This window comes from Pseudoclavibacter sp. RFBJ3 (assembly GCF_002931375.1).
GTDB lineage: Bacteria > Actinomycetota > Actinomycetes > Actinomycetales > Microbacteriaceae > Pseudoclavibacter.
The window spans coordinates 302,376-321,079 of record NZ_PSXZ01000015.1 but is presented as its reverse complement, the minus strand read 5'-3'; the positions used below and the strand labels follow the sequence as shown (position 1 = coordinate 321,079).

The window sequence follows — 18,704 nt, the reverse complement described above, 5'->3', positions numbered from 1 at the left end:
GCAACGGGCTTCGCGCTGACTCCTGGGAGGATGGATCCGTGCGCGCATCTCGGAACCCCCAACCCGCTGGACGCGCCGATGCACGCGCGCTCGACCGCAGCATCCTGACCCTCGCGGTTCCGGCGTTCGGGGCGCTCGTCGCCGAGCCGCTGTTCCTGCTCACCGACACGGCCCTCGTCGGCCACCTCGGCGATACGGCGCTCGCTGGCCTCGGGGTCGCGGCGACGATCCTGCACACGATCGTCGGCATCATGGTGTTCCTGGCCTACACGACGACCCCGGTCGTGGCGCGGCTGCTCGGCTCCGGCAACCGGCCAGGGGCCATCCGCGCCGGTATCGAGGGCATGTGGCTGGCGGCCTTCTGCGGGCTCGTGCTCCTCATCGTCGGCCTCCCCCTGAGCGCTCCGCTCGTCGGCGTCTTCACGAGCGATCCCGGCGCCATCGATGCCGCGAACACGTACCTGTCCCTGAGCCTGTGGGGTCTCCCCGCGATGCTGCTCGTCATCGCCGCCATGGGACTGCTGCGCGGCCTGCAGAACACCAAGGTGCCGCTGGTCGTCGCCATCGCGGGCTTCGCCGTGAACGGGGCGCTGAACGCGGTCTTCATCTACGGCTTCGGCTGGGGCATCGCGGGGTCTGCCCTCGGAACGGTCATCGCGCAGTGGGGCATGGCCATCGTCTACATCGTCATCGCGGTCCGGGCTGGCCGCGAGCTCGGCGTCTCGCTGCGGCCGGGGATCGGCGACCCTCGGACGGTGTTCTCGGCGAACGCGTTCATGGTGCTGCGCACCCTCACGCTGCGCGCTTCCCTCGTCGTGCTGGTCTGGGCGGCCGGACAGCAGGGGGTCGCGGAGCTGGCCTCACTGCAGATCCTCCTCTCGGTCAACAGCCTCATCGCCTTCACCCTGGATGCGCTCGCCATCGCGGGCCAGGCGATGGTCGGGCACGCCCTCGGTGCCGGTGACACGAAGCGGGTCACGGCGATCTCCCGCCGCCTCAAGCAGTGGGGGTTCTGGTTCGGCGTGATCCTCGCGGTCGTGTTCGCGGCCCTCGCGTGGGTTCTCGGGTACGTCTTCACGAGCGACACCGCAGTGCTCTCCCTCTTGCCCGTCGGGTTCCTCATCCTCGCTGCCGGGACTCCGATCGCGGGGTTCGTCTACGTGCTCGACGGCATCCTCATCGGCGCGGGTGACGTCCGCTACCTGGCGCTGGCTGGCATCCCGCCGCTGCTCGTGCTGGTGGTCGGCGTGACGGTCGTGCTGCAGCTCGGGATGCAGGGTGCGGCTGGTCTCGGAGTGCTGTGGGCGTCGTTCGCCGTTGGCACCATGGGCGCTCGGGCGCTCGTCCTGGGTGCCAGGGAGCGCGGCACGAAGTGGCTCGTTCCGGGCGCCGCGAGGTAGCGGACGCTCGGATCCGCTCGCTCGGCTTCGCGGATCCGAGCCGAGCCACGGGGAGTTCTCCCCATCGCTCCCCGGGTGATTTCCTGCAAATGTGGGGATTGCGGGTCGCCCCTGGGCTCGCAGACGCTGCGCGCATCTGACGCCGGCGCCAACAGATCCCCCTCTGGAGTTCCACCATGCGTGCATCCCTTCCCTCGAACAGCAGCTCGACCGACAAGCAGCTCCCCTCGCGGCGCGCCATCGTGACTGCCGGCGCCTGGAGCATCCCCCTCGTGACACTGGCCGTCGGAGCACCGTCGGCGTCGGCGAGCACGACGACCGCCGGGTTCGACCTCGCGATCGTCGGCCTGCAGTTCGGGGATTCCCTCCCCCTCTTCACGCCGGACTACTCCCAGCGGTACACGTCGTTCGTGCCGCTCAGCAACTTCGCCGTCGCGAACTTCGGCGACACGCCTTCCCCTGCCTCGGGCTTCCAGGCCAGCTACACGGTCGACAACGAGGTGGCCACGATCGACCGCGTCGGGTACCGGGTCGCCGGGGCCGCTGAGCCCACGTACGTCGACGATGTCGAGACGATCGTGACCGGAACGCGCACCGAGCACAGGTGGCTCGTCCCCGTCTCGGTTCCCGTCAACGAGTCCGACGACCCGATCTTCCCCACCGGTGCGGTGGTGCTCGTCGTGGAGTCGACCGTGCTCCTGCGCTACCCGAACGACGCGTACGACCCGGCGAAGATCACGGGATCCCGGGTCAGCGCCACGTCTCTGGCTCCCGAGACCAAGACCGACAACAACGTGATGCAGGGCGTCGGCGTCACCGAGCTCGAGCCGGCCGCGCCGTACGCCGCGGAGACCGAGGCGAGCTTCGAGACGGTGCCCCTCGGCACCGGGCCGGCCCGCACGAGCCGTCCGACGTCGGTCAGGATCACGTCGGTCGGCCCGAGCCCGCTTCCCGCGTCGGGCTCAGCCGTCGTCAGGTTCGACTACCGCTCGACGACGACCTTCTCCATCGCCAACGTCCGCCGCAACGGCACCGCGACGGGTGACTTCCTCCAGAACGTGACCGCACCGGAGCGTCAGGCAGGCTCGAGTGTGCAGGAGCTTGTCGCCGTGTTCGGGACACCACTCGACGCTGGCGATTCCCTCGAGTTCGACATCGTCTACGACGCTCCGGGCGCTGGTTCCTTCGACGTGGCGTCGACCGCCGGGCACGTGGGCTTCCTCCCGGCCGACAACAACGATCGCAACCAGCGCACCACCGAGTTCGCCTACGCCTACGGCGTCGTCCCGGCCTGAGCGTGAAGGGCGGGCCCCGAAGGGCTCCGGCTGAGAGCGAGGCCCACTCGGGGAGGGTCCGAACATGGGCCTGACCGGCCCCAGGACCGCTCGCGCTCGGGCCTCGGGAGCGGTACATTCTCGTCATGGTCCCACTCGACAGCCTGCTCGCCTTCGCCATCGCGTCGGTGCTGCTCATCCTCATCCCGGGGCCGAGCGTGCTCTTCGTGATCGGCAGGTCGATCGCGCTCGGCCGTCGGGCCGGCGTGCTGAGCGTCGTCGGCAACGCCATCGGGATGATCCCGGCGGTCCTCGCGGTGGCGCTCGGGGTCGGGGCCCTTGTCGCCTCGTCGGTCGTGGCGTTCACGATCATCAAGATCGTCGGCGCGGTCTACCTCATCTGGCTCGGCGTGCAGGCGATCCGCACGCGGAACGCCCACCTCGAGGCCGCACCGCCCGTTCCCGCGAGCGCCTTCAAGCTGCTCACGCAGGGCTTCATCGTCGGCAGCACGAACCCGAAGACGATCGCGTTCTTCGTGGCCGTGCTCCCCCAGTTCGTGTCACCGGCGGCCGGGCCGGCCTGGCTCCAGCTCATGGAGCTCGGCGTCTGCTTCCTTCTGCTGGCGCTCGTCTTCGACGGTGCGTGGGCGCTCTTCGCCGGCACCGCACGGGTCTGGTTCGCACGCTCCCCCAAGCGCATCTCCGGCATGTCAGCGACGGGTGGAGCCATGATGATCGGGCTCGGCGGGGCGCTCGCCTTCACCGGCGCGAAGTCCTAGAGACGCGGTCAGGCTGGCCGGTCCCGTGCATCCGGGACCGGCCAGCCATGCGCTCCGCGCGCGAGCGGCGTGCTCTTGGTGACGCCTCGCTGTTGGGAGCTCCTCCGCTACTCGCGCTCGGTCGCAGCACGCCGACGGGCGACGAGTGCAACGGTGATGCCTGCGGCCAGGAGCAGACCAGCGCCGATCGCGATGGGCGCTGCACCGTCGGCGCCGGTCGTGGCCAGCGAGTCCCCGCCCTGTCCGGTCGCCGAGGTGCTCGTGGGTGCTGGGGCCGCAGTGGCCGCAGCGGTGGCGGATGCCGTCGTGGACGCGGTCGGCACGGTCGTCGCCGTCGGTTCGGTGGTCGCGGTCGCCGTCGGCTCTGTGGTCGCGGTCGGCACGGTCGTGGCCGTCGGCTCGGTCGGCACGGTCGGAGCCGGCGGAGCGACCTCGACCCACGCGGACGTCAGCAGCCACTGCGCCATCTCGGTGTTGTCGAGGTAGTGGCCGCGCAGCGGGTCCCGCTGATCGGCGAGCGCCGTGAGCTGCTCGGCACCTGCACCCTTGTAGAAGAAGGGCACGAGCTGGTTGGTGTGGTTCGTGGAGTTCCACGAGTGGGTGGCGTAGTCGAGGTGGTTCTCGACCGTCATGGGCGTGAACTGGCCTTCGACCGGGCCAGAGAGGTAGCCGGTCTCGTGGTCGGCGGTGACGACGACGAGCGTCTCATCCCAGCTCGACTCGGTCTCGACCCAGTCGATGACGGAATCCACGGCGTCGTTGAAGTCGAGGGTCTCCTCGAGTGCTCGGTCGGTCTGGTTGGCGTGCCCGGTCCAGTCGATCGCGCCGCCCTCGACCATGAGGAACATGCCGCTGTCGTTGTTGTCGAGCACGTTCAGGGCGCCCTCGGTGAGCGCCGCGAGACTCGGCACGTCGTTCCTCGCGCCGCTGTCCGTGCGGCCCTGCTGCAGCGTCGAGCCGACCTGGGGGACCCCGAAGACCTGCTCGGGGGTGTCGCCCTCGGTGAGCGCCGCGAAGTCCTCATTCGTCTCCAGGAAGGCGTAGTCGCTCGCGCCGTTCGTGGCGGCCTCCCACTCCGCTTGGCCGACGTACTGGTAGTTCGGTGCTGCCAAGGGCTGGTTGTCGTCGTCGTAGAACGGGTGGCCCGCGCCGATCACGACATCCATCTCGCCAGAGAGCTGCTGGGCGGCGATGCCGTGGTAGTCGTTGCGCGACACGTTGTGTGCCGAGTAGGCAGCGGGTGTGGCGTGCGAGAACGGCACGCTCGTGACGACGCCCGTCGACTTGCCGAGCGAGTTCGCACGCTCCGAGAGGTTCTCGACCACGTTCTCGTCGACGTCCACTCCGATGCCCGCGTTGTAGGTCTTGACGCCTGTCGCCATGGCGGTTCCTGCCGCGGCGGAGTCGGTCGGGTCGTTCTTGTTCCACTCGAAGTCGGTCCAGGACTCCGCGGGGTCGTACGCGGGGCCCTCAGCCCAGTGCGTGGACATGCCGGCGAGGTCCCAGCTCTGGAAGCCCTCCGTCGGCCGGTCAGCGTTGCTGCCAGCGGGGATGACCTTCTTGTCCCCGCCCGTGGTGACCTGGTAGTAGGTCTCGCCGCTGGTGTGGGCGTTCGCGAGGTCGACGAAGTTGTAGCCCATGCCGTCGCCGATGAGCACGATGACGTTCTTCGGGCCGGTCTCGTCGGCGACGGCCGGCGTCGCGGCGAACGCGGTGCCTGCGATGGCGAGCGCGGTGAGCGCGACTGCGCCTCCGGCGAGTGGTCTGCGGATGATGCTGGGCATCTGGTTCCTTCCGGTCCGTCTTCGGGGTACCTCGGCGACGCTATGAGAACCATTCGCATGTCCGGCGAAGCCGCAGTTTCCCCCGGGTAGCTCCCCGGTGAATTTCGAGTGACCTCATCGCGGGCCGACACCGGCGCGCACGACCACCCGGTGCATCGGGAGCGATTACCCTCGTCAGGTGCGTCTTGTCATTGCGAACTGCAGCGTCGATTACATCGGCCGTCTCACCGCCCACCTCCCCATGGCCCCACGGGTGCTCATGCGCAAGGCCGACGGCAGCCTCCTGGTGCACTCGGACGGCGGCAGCTACAAGCCGCTGAACTGGATGAGCGCACCCTGCTCCATCGTCGAGGAGGAACCGGACGCCACCCAGCTCGAAGCTGGCATCACCGCGCTCTGGCGGGTCACGCAGACGAAGACCGGCGACCAGCTGCTCGTCACGATCGGCGAGGTCTTCGGCGACCACTCGCACGAGCTCGGCAAAGACCCCGGCCTCGAGAAGGACGGCGTCGAGGCGCACCTCCAGAAGCTGCTCGCCGACCAGATCGACCTGCTCGGCGAGGGGCATGCCCTCGTGCGCCGGGAGTACATGACCGCCATCGGGCCGGTCGACATCCTGGCGCGCGACGAGAGCGGCGCTTCTGTTGCCGTGGAGATCAAGCGCCGTGGAGGCATCGACGGCGTCGAGCAGCTGACGCGCTACCTCGAGCTCATGAACCGCGACCCGCTGCTCGCTCCCGTCTCGGGGGTGTTCGCCGCGCAGGAGATCGCCCCGCAGGCACGCACGCTCGCCGAGGACCGCGGCATCCGCTGCGTCATCCTCGACTACGACGAGATGCGCGGCGTCGACCCGCGCCACATGCGCCTGTTCTAGCCGCGCGCACCCCAACCGTTCAGCGGGCTGTCGCCTGCCGCTCGGCCAGCCCTCACTACACTGGCTCGGACATGACGCACACAAGCTCTCCAGAAACGGAAGGCCGGGTCCCGACAGACCCGCAGCCGGCACCGGCCGTCCAGCCTGCGGCGACTACGACGACGCGCAGGGTCGACCTCGAGCGCGGTACCGGCATCGCCCCGTACACGGCGGTGCTCTGGGACCTGGACGGGACGATCAGCGACTCGGCGCCGGGCATCCTGAACAGCCTGCGCACCGTCCTCTCGAACTACGGGCTGCCGATCCCGAGCGACAGCGAGCTGCTCAAGCACGTGGGCCCGCCGATCCACGAGACGTTCGCCGCCTACGGGCTCGACCCCATCGAGGCGACCGAACGCTATCGCGCGATCTACCGCGCCTCTGAGTCGTTTATCGGCGACGCGTACCCGGGGGTGCTCCAGGTCATCCGCGACGTGCACGCCGCGGGCATCCCGCAATCGACGGCGACGAGCAAGCCGGAGAGCTCGGCGAGGGTCATCCTCGAGAGCTACGGGGTCGCCGACAGATTCCTCACCATCACGGGAGCCTCCGACGACGAGGTGCGCTCGGCCAAGGCCGACGTCATCGAGGAGGCGCTTCGTCGACTCGACGTGGCGGGCGTCGACCTCAGCAACGTGCTGATGATCGGCGACCGGTTCTACGACGTCGAGGGGGCTGCCGAGCACGGCGTGCCCGCTGTCTACGTGTCCTGGGGCTACGGCCGCCTCGGCGAGGAGGCGGGCTCCGTCGCGGTCGCCGATTCGGCGGAACGACTCCGAGCCTTCCTCTCGCTCGACTGACCACGCCGGAGTTCCCGTCGCTTTGTCGGTGCGTCGTCGTATCCTCATGGCATGCGCGCAGAGAGCTCTTTCACCATCGAAGCCTGGGACGCCAACGGCAGGGCCGTCGGCATCGAGACCGCCGCACCGCTTGGCGGTGCATTCATCGTCCGTGCCATCTCGGGCGGTGACATCGAGGGGCGCAGCGAGGTGCTCTTCGCTGGTGCCTTCAACGAGAAGCACGGTTCGGGCACGTACGTCGCGATCGACGCCTTCGAGGGCTCGATAGCGGGCAGGACCGGCACGCTCGCGTTCTGGCACGCGAACACGGTCGCGAGGGGCCGTCCTGCTGCTGGCGGCGGCGTGCTGCATATCGTCCCCGACTCGGGCACCGGAGAGCTGATCGGCGCGAGCGGCACGGGGGAGATCATCGCCCGTGGCGACGACCACACGCTTGTCTTGCAGATCGAGTTCGACGATGCCGACGACGTGGAGATCGACGGCGAGGTGCTCGCGGGCGAGGTCGAGGCGGGCTCGTCGAAGAGCGAGGCCTGACCGGAAGCCGGCCGCCCGTGCCAACGAAGGCGGGAGCCGCATCCACGCGGCCGAACCCCTTCACGCCCTCATTCGGCGTGACGCCGCCGCTGCTTGTCGGCCGGTCGGCGATGCTGGCGTCGTTCGAAGCGGCGATCGACGGCACGCCGGGCGAGGTGGGGAGGGCGACCCTCGTCACCGGGCTGCGCGGCGTCGGCAAGACCGTCATGCTCAACGCGCTGGAGGACATCGCCGTCACACGCGGCTGGCTCGTGATCTCGGAGACGGCCACGAAGGGGCTGGCCGAGCGGATGACCACCGAAGCGCTCCCCAAGCTCCTGGCCGAGCACGACCCGAGGGCCAGCAAGCGCCGCATCACGGGAGTCACCCTGCCGATGGGCACCGGAGGGTTCGTGTCGACGGTCGAGGAGCGCTACCGACCCGTCGCCAACCTGCGGTCACAGCTGACGGAGCTCACGCGTCTGCTCGCCCCGAACGGCACAGGGGTCCTCATCACCGTCGACGAGATCCACCGCGGCGCGATCGACGACCTCCGCGAGATCACGACGGTCGTGCAGCACGCGTTCCGCGAGGGGCTCGACGTCGCGTTCGTCGGCGCCGGCCTCAAGCCGAACATCAACGAGCTGCGCAGCGACCGCATGCTGACGTTCCTGCGCCGCGCGCACGTCCAGGAACTCGGGCAGCTCGACTACGAGGCGTCGGCGAGGGCTCTCCGGGAGCCCATCGCGGAGGGTGGGCGCAGCATCGACGACGACGCCCTCGACTACGCGGTGCGGGGCACGCAGGGGTACCCGTTCCTCGTGCAGTTCATCGGCTCGAAATCGTGGCAGGAGGCAGGCGCCGCCGAGCGCATCCAGCTCGCGCACGCCCGCCGGGCCGTTCGGCTCGCACGGCAGGCCATGGGCCAGTACATCTACGAACCCACCCTCGCCGCACTGTCCGTCGGCGACCGGACCTACCTGGCCGCCATGGCGAGCGACGACGGGCCGTCGCGCTCGAGCGATATCCGGTTGCGGATGCGCGCGAAGGCCGGCTACGTGGGCGTGTACCGCCAGCGGCTCATCAACGCCGGCATCATCGAGCCCGCGGGCTACGGCAGCGTGCAGTTCACGACGCCGTACCTGCGGGAGTATCTGCGAGAGCACGTGGTGAGCGAGGCCATCGCGCTCCCGCAGGGGCGGGCATTCCCGCCGCCGCCCGATGAGGACGAGGACCTCGACGACTGAGCCCCTCCGGGCCCAGTCGTGAGGGCGGGGTCGGCCTCGACGGACTCAGGGAACGCGCACGCCGGTGAACGGCGTCGCTCGACGCAGCTCGAAGCCCAGCTTCTCGTACGCGGCGATGGCGCCCGTGTTGGCGGCCGCAGCGTGCATGAGCGCACGATCGCCGCGTTCCTGGATGTGGAAGGCGACGTCGAGCACAAGACGTGATGCGAGTCCCTGTCGGCGGTAGTCGGCGTCGGTCGCGACCGCGCTGATCTCCGTCCAACCCGCCGGGTGGAGTCGCTCTCCGGCCATGGCGATGAGCTTGCCGTCGCGGCGGATGCCGACGTAGCGCCCGAGCACGTACGTTCGCGGCAGGAAGGGGCCGGGCTGGTTGCGCTCCACGAGCGCCAGCATCTCGGGGGCGTCGTCTGCCCCGAGCTCGACGACCTCCTCGTCGGGTCTCGTCTGCAGACGAGGCGTCTCGACCAGCTGCACCCCTTCGCCGCGCCAGGTCTGCGCCCAGCCGGCCGGAACCTCGGGGTCCGCGTGCGAGATCGCGAGCTCGGCCCCGGAGCCGAGGAGCTCGGCGATCGCGTCCCAGACGCCGGGCTCCTCCCAGGAGCGGACGCCCACGAACGGCGACACGTCGGCCGGGTATCGCTTGACGAGGTCGCCGCCGACCGCGAGGTGCGCGTGGGCGCCCGTCAGCGAGTTCCAGGCGGGGTTGTCGAGCACGGAGGTGGAGGCGATGGTGGTGTCGGTCATGGGGTCCTCGAGACGGTGGATGTGTCTCCGATTGTCACGCACACGGCACGATGCTCTCGACGTCGTGACCGACGGTTACGACCCGTTGCCTCCCGCTCGGCTCAGATGCCGAGCTTCGCGCGCAGCTCCTCCACGTGGCCGTCCGGGTCGATGTCGTAGGCGACCCAGGAGAACTTCCCGGTGGCATCCACGATGAACGTCGACCTGATGACTCCGGTCCCCGCGATTCCCGCGACGGGACGCTCGCCCCACGCGCCCCATTCCATGGCGGTCGCCCCCGAGTCGCTGAGGAGCGAGTATGGCACCCGCTGCTCCTCGCCGAAGATGGCGAGCTCTCGCGGCTGGTCGAGCGAGATGCCGAGCACGGTGACTCCGGCGTCGCTGAGTGCGGCGTAGTTGTCGCGGAAGTCGCATGCCTGCTGCGTGCACTTGCGCGTGCCGGCCTTCGGGTAGAAGTAGACGACGACTGGCGAGCCGGCGAGGTCGCTGAGGCGGATGATCTCGCCGTGCTGGTCGGTGAGCGCGAAATCGGGGGCGCTGTCGCCAACGCTGAGAGTGGTGACCAAGATTGCTCCTCGCTCGGGAATCAGACCTGCCCGACTCTAGCGAGCGCGCATCCACCGTCGCCTGTGAACGAGTCGCGGGCCGCCCGCCCACCGGGGGCGAGCGGCCCGCGACTGCGGAGCGGGACCGAGCGATCGGCGCGAAGCCGAACCTGGCTGAACTCTCTAGGCCTCCACGGTGATGCCGAAGGCCTCTGCGAGGCGCAGGATCTTGCGTGCGCGACCGAGACGCGGGAGGTCGCTGCCGTCGCGGACCACGCCGCCGGCAGCGTCGAAGTCGGCGAGGAACTCGCGTGCCCAGAGGATGTCACTCGTCTGCGGGCAGATGACCTCGTTGACGACGGCCGTCTGCTCGAGGCGGAGGCACAGCTTGCCGGTCATGCCGTGCTCGAGCGTCCACTCGGACTCGTTGCGGAGGACGCGAAGGCTCTCGTCGGTGGTCGGTCCGTCGACGGGGCCAGGGAGGCCGGCCGCCTTGGAGGAGACGGTGAGGCGCGAGCGTGCGTAGGCCATGGCCTCGCGGGTCGCCCACATGCCGGTGTCGCGGCGGAAGTCGCCGCTGCCGAAGGCGAGGCGGAAGGAGCCGTCAGCGCGGGCGATGTTCGTGGCCTCTTCGAGTCCGAGCGCCGACTCGATGAGCGGCACCACGGGGATGCGGGCGCCGAGTCGCTGGTACGTGTTGACGACCTGCTCGGCCTGCTCCGTCTTGGCGAGCACGACTCCGAGGAGTCCGGGGACTCCCGCGAGCTCGTCGACGTCGTCGGCCCAGAAGTCGGACAGGGTGTCGTTGATGCGCACCCAGGCGGCGTTGCCGGCCTTGAGCCAGGCGATGACATCAGCCCGGGCGGCGGCCTTGTGCTTGGGGTCGACGGCGTCCTCGATATCGAGGATGACGACGTCGGCGCGCGAGGCTGCCGCAGCGTCGAAGGCTTCGGGCTTGGACGCCGGGACGAGCAACCAGGACCTGGCGTCTGCCGGGGGCACGACGTGTCCGGCGGTTGACTTGGGGTGGGGGCTCGCTGGAGCGTTCAGAACTCTCGCCTCATTCATCGACTGGATGCACGGGCCTGCTCGACCGCGTACGGCCGCGTGACACGCAGCCAAGGTGTGAGCTTAGTACGACGAAACGCGGTGTCCTCTTGCGGACCTCTACAAGAACGGCCAGGGATCCTGATCAGTAGGAGAACGGGATCAGGCCTATGAGGAAGAAGAGAACTGCGGGAACGAGGGTGATGACGCCGATGACGGAGCCGACAGCGGCTGGCATGTTGCGCCATCCGCTCGATCGAAGCGCGAGGACGCCGAAGACGATGGCGGCAGCGGAGGTCAGCAGCTGCAGGATGCCGGTCGCGGGGCTCAGCACCCCGTAGATCTCGTAGCCGCCAGTGCGCGCCAGGATGCTCATCACGAAGGAGAGGAACGTGTTGATCGCCCACCCTCCGAGCGCGCTCGCCAGCGAGATCATGCCGAAGCGGTTCGTCGAGAAGGAGAGCTCTTCGCGCAGGCTCGTGAAGCTGGCCAGCTGCGTCCGACTCGGCGCCTTGGCCTGCTGGGGGCTGCCCGGCTGCTGGTAGCCACCCGGCTGGGCGTACTCGCCAGGCTGGGCATAGCTCCCCGGCTGCTGGTGGGCATCGGGCTGGGCGTAGCCCCCAGGCTGGGCATAGCCGCCGGGCTGTGCATAGCCGCCGGGCTGCTGGTACTCGCCAGGCTGCTGAGGGTCACCCGCTACCTGACCGTATCCCTGCCCCGACGGCGCCTGACCAGCAGGACCGTAGGCGGCGGGTGTGCCGCTCGGCGGGGTGCCGTAGCCGGACGCGCCCTGGGCTGCGTTCGACTGGGGGTCGGGGCTGTGCTGTCCGTTCCACTGGCTCGGTGTCGTCATGCGTTCACCCTAGGACCGTTGGTGTGTTCGTGACGCGGGCACCTCTGCCCGTCGCCTCTCTGCAATACGATTCGGTGCATGACGACGACGTTCTCCCCCTCGCCTGTTCTTGCCATCGACGCTGGCCAGAGCGGCATCCGCTCGCAGATCGATTCTGGCGAGGTTCGCTCCTTCGCCGCGATTCGCACCGACCTCCCGTTGGCGCCCCAGCTCGCGAGCGTCGTGGAGCAGTCGCTGCGAGATTCTGGGTTGGCGGGGGTCACGGTGTCCGGTGGCGTGTCGGGGGTGACGCACGCGCAGACGGTTGCGGATGAACTCGCTCTGCTGGTCGGGCAGTTCGGCGTCGCGAGGGTCTTCATCGCGCACGATTCGATCTCGGCCTTCCTGGGGGCCCTCGGGTCCGAGCTCGGTGCGGTCGTCGCCGCTGGCACGGGTGTCGTGACGCTCGCCGTCGGCCCGGAACGCCTCGCGCAGGTCGACGGCTGGGGCTACCTCGTCGGAGACGCAGGTTCCGGGTACTGGATCGGTCGCGCCGCGCTGGACTCGGTGATGCGCGCCTTCGATGGCCGTGGCCCGGAGACGGCGCTCACCGAGGTCGTGCTCGCACACCACCCGGATCTGCCGAGCATGTACGTGTCGCTGCAGACGAACGAGGGGAAGGTCCGTCACATCGCGTCGTTCGCTCGATCGGTCGGCGACCTGGCGGAGACGGATGCGGTCGCTGCTGGAATCCTGGCGGCGGCGGGCACGGAGCTAGCCGCCTCGGTCGCGGCCGGGCTCGCGCGGGTCGGTCTGCCCGGCGGGCGTGAGGTCGTGCAGGTGCGGGCGATCGGCAACGTGTTCTCGTCGCCGCATGTGGCCGCGGCGTTCCGGCGCTCGCTGCTCGAGCGGGTGCCGGAGGCTCGGGTGGCGGTGGGCGAGAGCCACCCGCTGGACGGGGCGGCGATGCTCCCCCATCTGGAGAGGGACCACGCGCTCATCGCCTCGATCGGGGTCGTGACGCTCTAGGTCGTGACGCTCGAGATCGTGACGTTCGAGGCCCGCGCGCGGACCGCCTCCCTGAGAGGCTCGATCGTCAGATCGCGAAGATGCGCTGCGAGGTCTCCAGCTTCTCGCCGGGCTCGAGCCAGGCGAGGTCGAGGCCGGAGTTGAAGGCGTCGGGTGCGCAGGTCATGGGCTCCACCGCGACGGCCTGGCGGTCCCATTCGATGCCAGGCTGGTCGCTCGTGAAGACCTGCACCCACGGTGCATCCGTGCCCCAGGTCATGCCGACGCCCGTGCCGTCGGGGGTCGTGAGCGTCACCGTGGCGGTGTCGCCCTCGCCGAAGACATCGGTGAAGGCGTGGTCGATCTCCATCTCGCCGATGCGCCGGGCGGCGCGGAAGTCGAAGGCCCCCGCGACCTCTTCGACCGAGACGACAGAGCCGGGGAGCAGACGTGCGCCGTGGGCGTGCATGAGCTTCTGCGCGGGAGACTCGAGGGTCCATTCGTCGATCTGTCCCTCGCCGGCGACCAGGTACGAGTGCGTGGATGCGCCGGCCGGTGCGGTCCCGGCTCCGACGTTCCGCAGCTCCACCGTCGTGGTGAGGCCGTCGTCGCCGAGCACGTAGCTCGTGCGCACCTCGATGCGGAACGGGTAGCCCGTCTGCGGCTCGATCGTGGCCGTCAGCACGACGAGGTCGGGGCGCACATCCTCCGGTGTGAAGTCGAGCCAGAGGGCGAGGCCGTGCAGGGCGTGCCCGCGCTTGGGCTCGGAGAGGGGCAGCTGCAGCTCCTGCCCGTCGATGCGGTACCGGCCGTCGATGATGCGGTTCGGCCATGGGGCGAGCGTCGCCCCCTTGTACGCGGGCCGAACCTCATCCATGTCGAAGGTGTGCACGAGGTGCCTGCCGTTGTGCGTGAACTCGCGCAGGGTCGCGCCGACGCTGGAGATCGAGGCCTCGTAGGCACCGTGCGAGAGGAAGTAGGAGGAGCCTGAGCGCGGGGTGATCGACATCTGTGGGGACTCCTCGGTGCTGTCGGGGGTAGGACCAAGGCAGTCTTTCACGCCGAGGCGAGGCGGGCGGGTCGCGGGAGCTCACGGAGTGCTTCCCAGACCGCGTCACTAGCCTGAGACGATGACTCCAGCTCCTCAGCCCTGGCCGCAGACCGCACTCTGGTGGCACGTGTACCCGCTCGGCTTCGTCGGTGCGGATACGGCGGGCGCTCCCCTCTCGAGCCCGGTCGAGCACCGCCTCGATCGCATCACGGCGTGGCTGGACGAACTCGTCGCTCTCGGCCTCAACGGCTTGCTGCTCGGCCCGATCTTCGCGTCGCAGACCCACGGCTACGACACGGTCGACCATCTCCGCATCGACCCGAGGCTCGGCGACGAGGCCGACTTCGACGCGCTCATCGCCGCTTGCCGTGAACGCGGCGTGCGCGTGCTCCTCGACGGTGTCTTCAACCATGTGGGCCGCGAGCACCCGTGGTGGCGCGAGGCGGTCGAGGCGGGCCCCGACTCGGGAGCCGCCGCGCGGTTCGCGAGAGGCGCGGATGCACGCGAGGTCGATGGACTCCCCGTCGACGTGTTCGAGGGCCACGACGCGCTTGTGGTGCTCAACCACCAGCATCCGGAGGTCGTCGAGCTCGTCGAGGTCGCCATGGCGCACTGGCTGGAGCGGGGCGTCGACGGATGGCGCCTCGACGCGGCCTACGCAGTGCCGCCGCTGTTCTGGCGGTCGACGATCGACCCGTTGCGCGAGCGGTTCCCGGACTCCTGGTTCGTCGGCGAGGTCATCCACGGCGACTACGAGGGGTACGTGCGAGAGTCCGGCCTCGACTCGGTGACGCAGTACGAGCTGTGGAAGGCGCTGCGCTCGTCCGTGCAGGAGCAGAACCTCTTCGAGCTCGACTGGTCGCTGCAGCGACACAACGACTTCGCGGAGCATTTCCTGCCGATGACCTTCCTCGGCAACCACGACGTGACGCGCATCGCGAGCGCCATCGACGATGAGCGCAACCACGCCATCGCCATCGCCATGCTGTTCTTCTTCTCGGGCGCCCCGAGCGTGTACGCGGGCGACGAGCGCGGACTCGAGGCGCTGAAGGAGGAGCGGGCCGGTGGAGACGACGCCATCAGGCCGGAGTTTCCCCGCGACCCGAGGGAGTGGCCGGAGAACGCCTACTCGCAGGCGCACCGAGACGCGATCGCGTTCCGGCGCCAGCATCCCTGGCTCGCGACAGCGCGCATCCGCACGGAAGAGCTCGCGAACACGGCGGCACTGTTCATCGCCGAGGGCAGCGAGGGCGAGCGTGCTCTCCTCGCGGTGAACCTCGGCGACGACTCGGTGCTGCTCGGCGGCCGATCGGTCGACGGCCACGGTCTCGAGCGCTGGATTGACGGCAGCTAGCGACGACGACTGACCAACTTCAGTGCAGCGAAGCCCCGGATTCGCCCGAGACGACCCGGAACGACCAGATCAGCACTGAAGTTGGTCAGGGCGCGCGTCAGTGCATCGAGACGAGGGAGTCCTGCTCGGCTGGTTCCGACTGCACGAGCGGGCGGTCCTTGGTGCCTCTGATCATGAAGCCGGCGATGAGCGCCGCGAGGAGCATGGCACCCGCCGCGGCCAGGAAGACCGCCGAGTAGCCGTTCGTGAAAGCCTGCAGCTGCGTCTCACCCGCCTCCACTCCCGAAGCGACAGCGTTCGCATAGAACACGGTGAAGACGGAGAGGCCGATCGAACCACCGATCTGCATGGTCGAGTTCACGGTTGCCGCTGCGGCACCGGCGTCGTGCGGCTCGACGCCAGTGAGCGCGAGGTTCTGCAGCGGGACGAAGATCATCGAGAGGCCGATGCCGAGCAGCACGAGTCCGGGCAGGATGTGCGTGAGGTAGCTGCCGTCGACGGTCACACCGGAGAGCAGCAGGAGTCCGCCGGCGACGACGATCGGGCCGACGACCATGAACGGGCGTGGCCCGAACTTGGGGAGCAGGCGCGCCCAGACGGGGACGCACACGAGGATGACGACGGTCATCGCGACGTTCGCGAGGCCCGCGACGAGTGGCTCCATTCCCATGACGATCTGCAGGTGCAGCGCGAGGTACATGGTGGCGCCGATGAGCACGCTGCCGATGACGGCCTGGATGAGGAACGCTCCGCCGCGCACCCGGTCGAGCACGACCCGCAGCGGGAGCAGGGGCTGGGCGACGCGGGTCTCGATCCACACGAACGCGGCGAGGAGTGCAACACCGAGCGCGAGGAAGCCGATGGTCCCGAGGGATCCCCAGCCCTCCTCGGCGAGGCTGAACCCGTAGACGAGCGAGCCGAGCCCGAGCGACACCGTGACGGTGCCCCAGAGGTCGTAGGTGTTGTCGCCCTCTGCCTTGCTCTCCTTCAGGACGATGAGCGCGCCGATGACACCGGCGATGACGAAGAAGACGTTGACGAGCAGGCACCAGCGCCAGCTGGCGAACTCGGTGAGCGCTCCGCCGAGCACCAGGCCGACTGCGGCCCCGCTTCCGCCGATGGCGCCGAAGACGGCGAACGCGGTGGTGCGCTCCTTGCCGGAGGGGAAGCTGACGGTGAGCAGCGCGAGAGCGGCTGGGGCGAGGAGCGCTGCGAAGAGCCCCTGGAGTCCGCGGGCGAGGATGAGGTCGAAGGCGCTCTGGGCGAAGCCGCCGTAGACCGAGGCGACCCCGAAGCCGATCATGCCGACGAGGAAGGCGCGCTTGCGTCCCCAGTAGTCGGCGATACGACCGCCGAGCAGGAGGAGCGCTCCGAAGACGAGGGCGTACGCGGTGACGACCCACTGCCGCTGCACGTCGGTGAGGCCGAGGTCGATCTGCGCCTGCGGCAGTGCGATCGTGACGATCGTGCCGTCGAGCACGACGACGAGCTGGGTGAGGGCGAGCACGGCGAGTGCCCACCACTTGGAGATGGTGCGTGGCGCGGATGCGCGCTCGACGGAAGACGCGTCAGAAGACAAGAAAACCCTCCAGGTTCTCAGAAAGCGAGTGCTGGAGGTTTCAAGCCTCGGACCGAGGACGTCGCCGCCTCGACCTACCCGAGCGGCGACGCTCGACAGATCGGCCACCTTAGCAAGTCCTGAAGCTCGACATAAGTCCACCGGTGTGGGTTCGAGCCGGGACGACGAAACCCCCGGAACCGAAGTTCCGGGGGTTTCGCATTCCCAGTGCTCTTGCTCTGGGACCCTTGTGCGCGAGGGGGGACTTGAACCCCCACACCCGAAGGCACACGGACCTGAACCGTGCGCGTCTGCCAATTCCGCCACTCGCGCCAACCTCCGAGAGATTACCAGACACTGTCGCAGAGTGCGAAACCGAGGCGCGGATGCACGCGTTTCAGACCCGAGAACGCCCTCCGGGAAGCGCCCAGGCGGGGCACCGGAAGCCCATAGCCAAGGCACAGAAGTCGGACATCCAGCCCAGTGCCGTTAGCATGAAACAGATTCGCGCCACCCGGTGCGGGCTGTTGCGTGCCCTCGAGAACCAGGAGACATGTGGGAATCCTCGACAGATTTGAGCGTGGGCTCGAGCGTCTCTTCAATGGTGCGTTCGCGAAGACCTTCCGCTCTGGGCTCCAGCCCGTCGAGATCAGCGCCGCGCTGAAACGCGAGATGGACACCAGGGCGTCGATCGTCACACGCGACCGCGTGCTGGTCCCGAATCGCTTCAACGTGCAGATGTCGCAGGTCGACTACACGCGCATCTCGCAGATCGCTGGCATCCAGGACGAGCTCATGCGCGTCGTCGAGCAGCACGCCGCCAAGCAGGGCTACCAGTTCTCGGGCGGCCTCAGCATCAAGTTCCTGGAGAACGACTCGCTCTCCGAGGGGCGCATCGAGGTCGACTCGCGCAGCGTGCAGGGCCAGGTCGCCTGGGCTCCCATCCTGGACGTCGATGGCGAGCGCATCCACGTGGGCGTCGGATCGACGGTCATCGGGCGCGGCTCCGAAGCCGACATCACGATCGCGGACACCGGCGCCTCGCGAAAGCACGCCGAAGTCGTGTGGGACGGGAAGCGTGCGGGTATCCGCGATCTCGGCTCGACGAACGGCACGAAGGTCAACGGCCGTTCGATCTCCCAGGCGGGTCTCGAGCCCGATTCGACGATTCAGATCGGTCGTCACCGTATTGTGTTCCGGGTGATCCCCCAGGCCGACCCGAGCGACGACACCGGGTACCTCCCGCGACAGGGAGGCCTCACGTGACCAGTGAGCTGACTCTCCTCGTCTTGCGCCTCGCCTTCCTGGCCGCGCTGTGGATCTTCGTGTTCTCCGTCATCTACTCGCTTCGCAGCGACCTCTTCGGCACCCGGTCCTCCGCCTACAAGCAGGCCATGGAGAAGTCGCGCCAGCAGGTGTTCGCCTCGGCCGACAACGACGCGGCACCGGCGGCGGCACCGGCCCCCACGCCTGCTGCTCCCGTCCGCTCTTCCGACTCGGGCGATGCTGGTCCCGGCAGCCACCGGCCGCCGACCCCCGTGCCCAGTCCGGCTGCGCGCTCCGAGCGGCCGAGCAAGCTGGTCATCACCTCCGGGCCGAAGCGCGGCACGGAGCTGTCGCTGCGCAGCGAACCGCTCTCGATCGGCCGATCCGGCGACTCCGACCTCGTCATCCAGGACGACTACAGCTCCACGCACCACGCGCGCCTGCTGCTCTGGAACGATGCGTGGATGGTGCAGGACCTCGACTCGACGAACGGCACCTACGTCAACGGCAAGCGCGTCTCCCAGCCGACCCACGTACCGGTCGGCACGCCTGTCCGCATCGGGACGACGACGTTCGAGCTGCGATAGGC

The 18,704-nt window shown here is 69.1% G+C and carries 18 protein-coding genes and 1 tRNA gene; 11 read left to right on the top strand and 8 right to left on the bottom strand.

Annotated elements, in window-relative coordinates; genetic code table 11:
* The first annotated feature begins 38 nt into the window (after positions 1-38).
* From C5E07_RS15330 to C5E07_RS15320, 3 genes are all read left to right on the top strand, one after another.
* Positions 39-1,400: an MATE family efflux transporter gene (locus C5E07_RS15330; RefSeq protein WP_258063982.1), complete on the top strand. Its 1,362-nt coding sequence runs from the start codon at positions 39-41 to the stop codon at positions 1,398-1,400.
* Positions 1,401-1,576: 176 nt separating this feature from the next.
* Entirely contained in the window at positions 1,577-2,695 is a 1,119-nt protein-coding gene (locus C5E07_RS15325) for a hypothetical protein (protein WP_104300389.1), read from the top strand.
* A gap of 125 nt (positions 2,696-2,820) precedes the next feature.
* Positions 2,821-3,453: a LysE family translocator gene (locus C5E07_RS15320; protein ID WP_104300387.1), complete on the top strand. Its 633-nt coding sequence runs from the start codon at positions 2,821-2,823 to the stop codon at positions 3,451-3,453.
* A 107-nt stretch (positions 3,454-3,560) separates the two neighbouring features.
* Here the strand turns inward: C5E07_RS15320 and C5E07_RS15310 are convergent, their stop codons facing one another.
* Positions 3,561-5,237, bottom strand: a complete 1,677-nt coding sequence (locus tag C5E07_RS15310) for an alkaline phosphatase (protein ID WP_219820102.1) — start codon at positions 5,235-5,237, stop codon at positions 3,561-3,563.
* Between the two features lie 178 nt (positions 5,238-5,415).
* On the opposite strand from C5E07_RS15310, the gene nucS reads away from it, so the two are divergent.
* The 4 genes from nucS (at position 5,416) to C5E07_RS15290 (ending at position 8,710) form a co-directional block, all read left to right on the top strand.
* Positions 5,416-6,111: an endonuclease NucS gene (gene nucS / locus C5E07_RS15305; protein ID WP_104244101.1), complete on the top strand. Its 696-nt coding sequence runs from the start codon at positions 5,416-5,418 to the stop codon at positions 6,109-6,111.
* 71 nt (positions 6,112-6,182) lie between these two features.
* The gene (locus C5E07_RS15300) at positions 6,183-6,950 is read left to right on the top strand and encodes an HAD hydrolase-like protein (protein ID WP_104244099.1); all 768 of its coding nucleotides are present in this window, start codon (positions 6,183-6,185) and stop codon (positions 6,948-6,950) included.
* Positions 6,951-7,001: 51 nt separating this feature from the next.
* Positions 7,002-7,484 carry a DUF3224 domain-containing protein gene (locus C5E07_RS15295; protein ID WP_104300385.1) on the top strand — a complete coding sequence of 161 codons (483 nt, stop codon included), beginning with the start codon at positions 7,002-7,004 and terminating at the stop codon, positions 7,482-7,484.
* Positions 7,485-7,501: 17 nt separating this feature from the next.
* Complete coding sequence (locus tag C5E07_RS15290) at positions 7,502-8,710, top strand: ATP-binding protein (protein ID WP_219819524.1); 1,209 nt, start codon at positions 7,502-7,504, stop codon at positions 8,708-8,710.
* A gap of 45 nt (positions 8,711-8,755) precedes the next feature.
* On the opposite strand, the gene C5E07_RS15285 is transcribed toward C5E07_RS15290, so the two are convergent.
* The 4 genes from C5E07_RS15285 to C5E07_RS15270 form a co-directional block, all read right to left on the bottom strand.
* A complete protein-coding gene (locus C5E07_RS15285; protein WP_104300383.1) occupies positions 8,756-9,454 on the bottom strand; it encodes a GNAT family N-acetyltransferase in 699 nt (232 codons plus the stop codon).
* A gap of 101 nt (positions 9,455-9,555) precedes the next feature.
* Complete coding sequence (locus C5E07_RS15280) at positions 9,556-10,020, bottom strand: peroxiredoxin (protein ID WP_219820101.1); 465 nt, start codon at positions 10,018-10,020, stop codon at positions 9,556-9,558.
* A 162-nt stretch (positions 10,021-10,182) separates the two neighbouring features.
* On the bottom strand, positions 10,183-11,067 hold the full coding sequence (locus tag C5E07_RS15275; protein ID WP_104300380.1) for a CoA ester lyase: 885 nt from the start codon (positions 11,065-11,067) through the stop codon (positions 10,183-10,185).
* 124 nt (positions 11,068-11,191) lie between these two features.
* Complete coding sequence (locus tag C5E07_RS15270; RefSeq protein ID WP_104300378.1) at positions 11,192-11,899, bottom strand: hypothetical protein; 708 nt, start codon at positions 11,897-11,899, stop codon at positions 11,192-11,194.
* A gap of 78 nt (positions 11,900-11,977) precedes the next feature.
* On the opposite strand from C5E07_RS15270, the gene C5E07_RS15265 reads away from it, so the two are divergent.
* Positions 11,978-12,907 carry an N-acetylglucosamine kinase gene (locus C5E07_RS15265; RefSeq protein WP_104300376.1) on the top strand — a complete coding sequence of 310 codons (930 nt, stop codon included), beginning with the start codon at positions 11,978-11,980 and terminating at the stop codon, positions 12,905-12,907.
* Between the two features lie 67 nt (positions 12,908-12,974).
* Here C5E07_RS15265 and C5E07_RS15260 read toward each other — a convergent pair whose 3' ends face one another.
* Positions 12,975-13,895, bottom strand: coding sequence for an aldose 1-epimerase family protein (locus tag C5E07_RS15260; RefSeq protein ID WP_104300375.1), 921 nt, complete (start codon positions 13,893-13,895; stop codon positions 12,975-12,977).
* Positions 13,896-14,016: 121 nt separating this feature from the next.
* Between C5E07_RS15260 and C5E07_RS15255 the strand changes: the two genes are divergently transcribed.
* Positions 14,017-15,291, top strand: coding sequence for an alpha-amylase family glycosyl hydrolase (locus C5E07_RS15255; protein ID WP_104300372.1), 1,275 nt, complete (start codon positions 14,017-14,019; stop codon positions 15,289-15,291).
* Positions 15,292-15,388: 97 nt separating this feature from the next.
* Here the strand turns inward: C5E07_RS15255 and C5E07_RS15250 are convergent, their stop codons facing one another.
* Positions 15,389-16,870: an MFS transporter gene (locus C5E07_RS15250; protein ID WP_258063981.1), complete on the bottom strand. Its 1,482-nt coding sequence runs from the start codon at positions 16,868-16,870 to the stop codon at positions 15,389-15,391.
* 230 nt (positions 16,871-17,100) lie between these two features.
* Positions 17,101-17,182: transfer RNA gene (locus tag C5E07_RS15245), tRNA-Leu, on the bottom strand.
* Between the two features lie 222 nt (positions 17,183-17,404).
* Between C5E07_RS15245 and C5E07_RS15240 the strand changes: the two genes are divergently transcribed.
* Together C5E07_RS15240 and C5E07_RS15235 are read left to right on the top strand one after the other, a co-directional pair.
* On the top strand, positions 17,405-18,115 hold the full coding sequence (locus tag C5E07_RS15240; RefSeq protein WP_104244082.1) for a DUF3662 and FHA domain-containing protein: 711 nt from the start codon (positions 17,405-17,407) through the stop codon (positions 18,113-18,115).
* Entirely contained in the window at positions 18,112-18,702 is a 591-nt protein-coding gene (locus C5E07_RS15235; protein ID WP_104300370.1) for an FHA domain-containing protein, read from the top strand. Before C5E07_RS15240 ends, C5E07_RS15235 begins: the two co-directional genes overlap by 4 nt.
* Positions 18,703-18,704 lie beyond the last annotated feature (2 nt).

Bases quoted from the DNA above. Each gene is read 5' to 3' on its own strand.
- C5E07_RS15325 (WP_104300389.1), top strand. From the start codon at position 1,577: ATGCGTGCATCCCTTCCCTCGAACAGCAGCTCGACCGACAAGCAGCTC.
- C5E07_RS15320 (WP_104300387.1), top strand. From the start codon at position 2,821: ATGGTCCCACTCGACAGCCTGCTCGCCTTCGCCATCGCGTCGGTGCTG.
- C5E07_RS15310 (WP_219820102.1), bottom strand. From the start codon at position 5,237: ATGCCCAGCATCATCCGCAGACCACTCGCCGGAGGCGCAGTCGCGCTC.
- C5E07_RS15300 (WP_104244099.1), top strand. From the start codon at position 6,183: ATGACGCACACAAGCTCTCCAGAAACGGAAGGCCGGGTCCCGACAGAC.
- C5E07_RS15295 (WP_104300385.1), top strand. From the start codon at position 7,002: ATGCGCGCAGAGAGCTCTTTCACCATCGAAGCCTGGGACGCCAACGGC.
- C5E07_RS15285 (WP_104300383.1), bottom strand. From the start codon at position 9,454: ATGACCGACACCACCATCGCCTCCACCTCCGTGCTCGACAACCCCGCC.
- C5E07_RS15275 (WP_104300380.1), bottom strand. From the start codon at position 11,067: ATGAATGAGGCGAGAGTTCTGAACGCTCCAGCGAGCCCCCACCCCAAG.
- C5E07_RS15270 (WP_104300378.1), bottom strand. From the start codon at position 11,899: ATGACGACACCGAGCCAGTGGAACGGACAGCACAGCCCCGACCCCCAG.
- C5E07_RS15265 (WP_104300376.1), top strand. From the start codon at position 11,978: ATGACGACGACGTTCTCCCCCTCGCCTGTTCTTGCCATCGACGCTGGC.
- C5E07_RS15260 (WP_104300375.1), bottom strand. From the start codon at position 13,895: ATGTCGATCACCCCGCGCTCAGGCTCCTCCTACTTCCTCTCGCACGGT.
- C5E07_RS15255 (WP_104300372.1), top strand. From the start codon at position 14,017: ATGACTCCAGCTCCTCAGCCCTGGCCGCAGACCGCACTCTGGTGGCAC.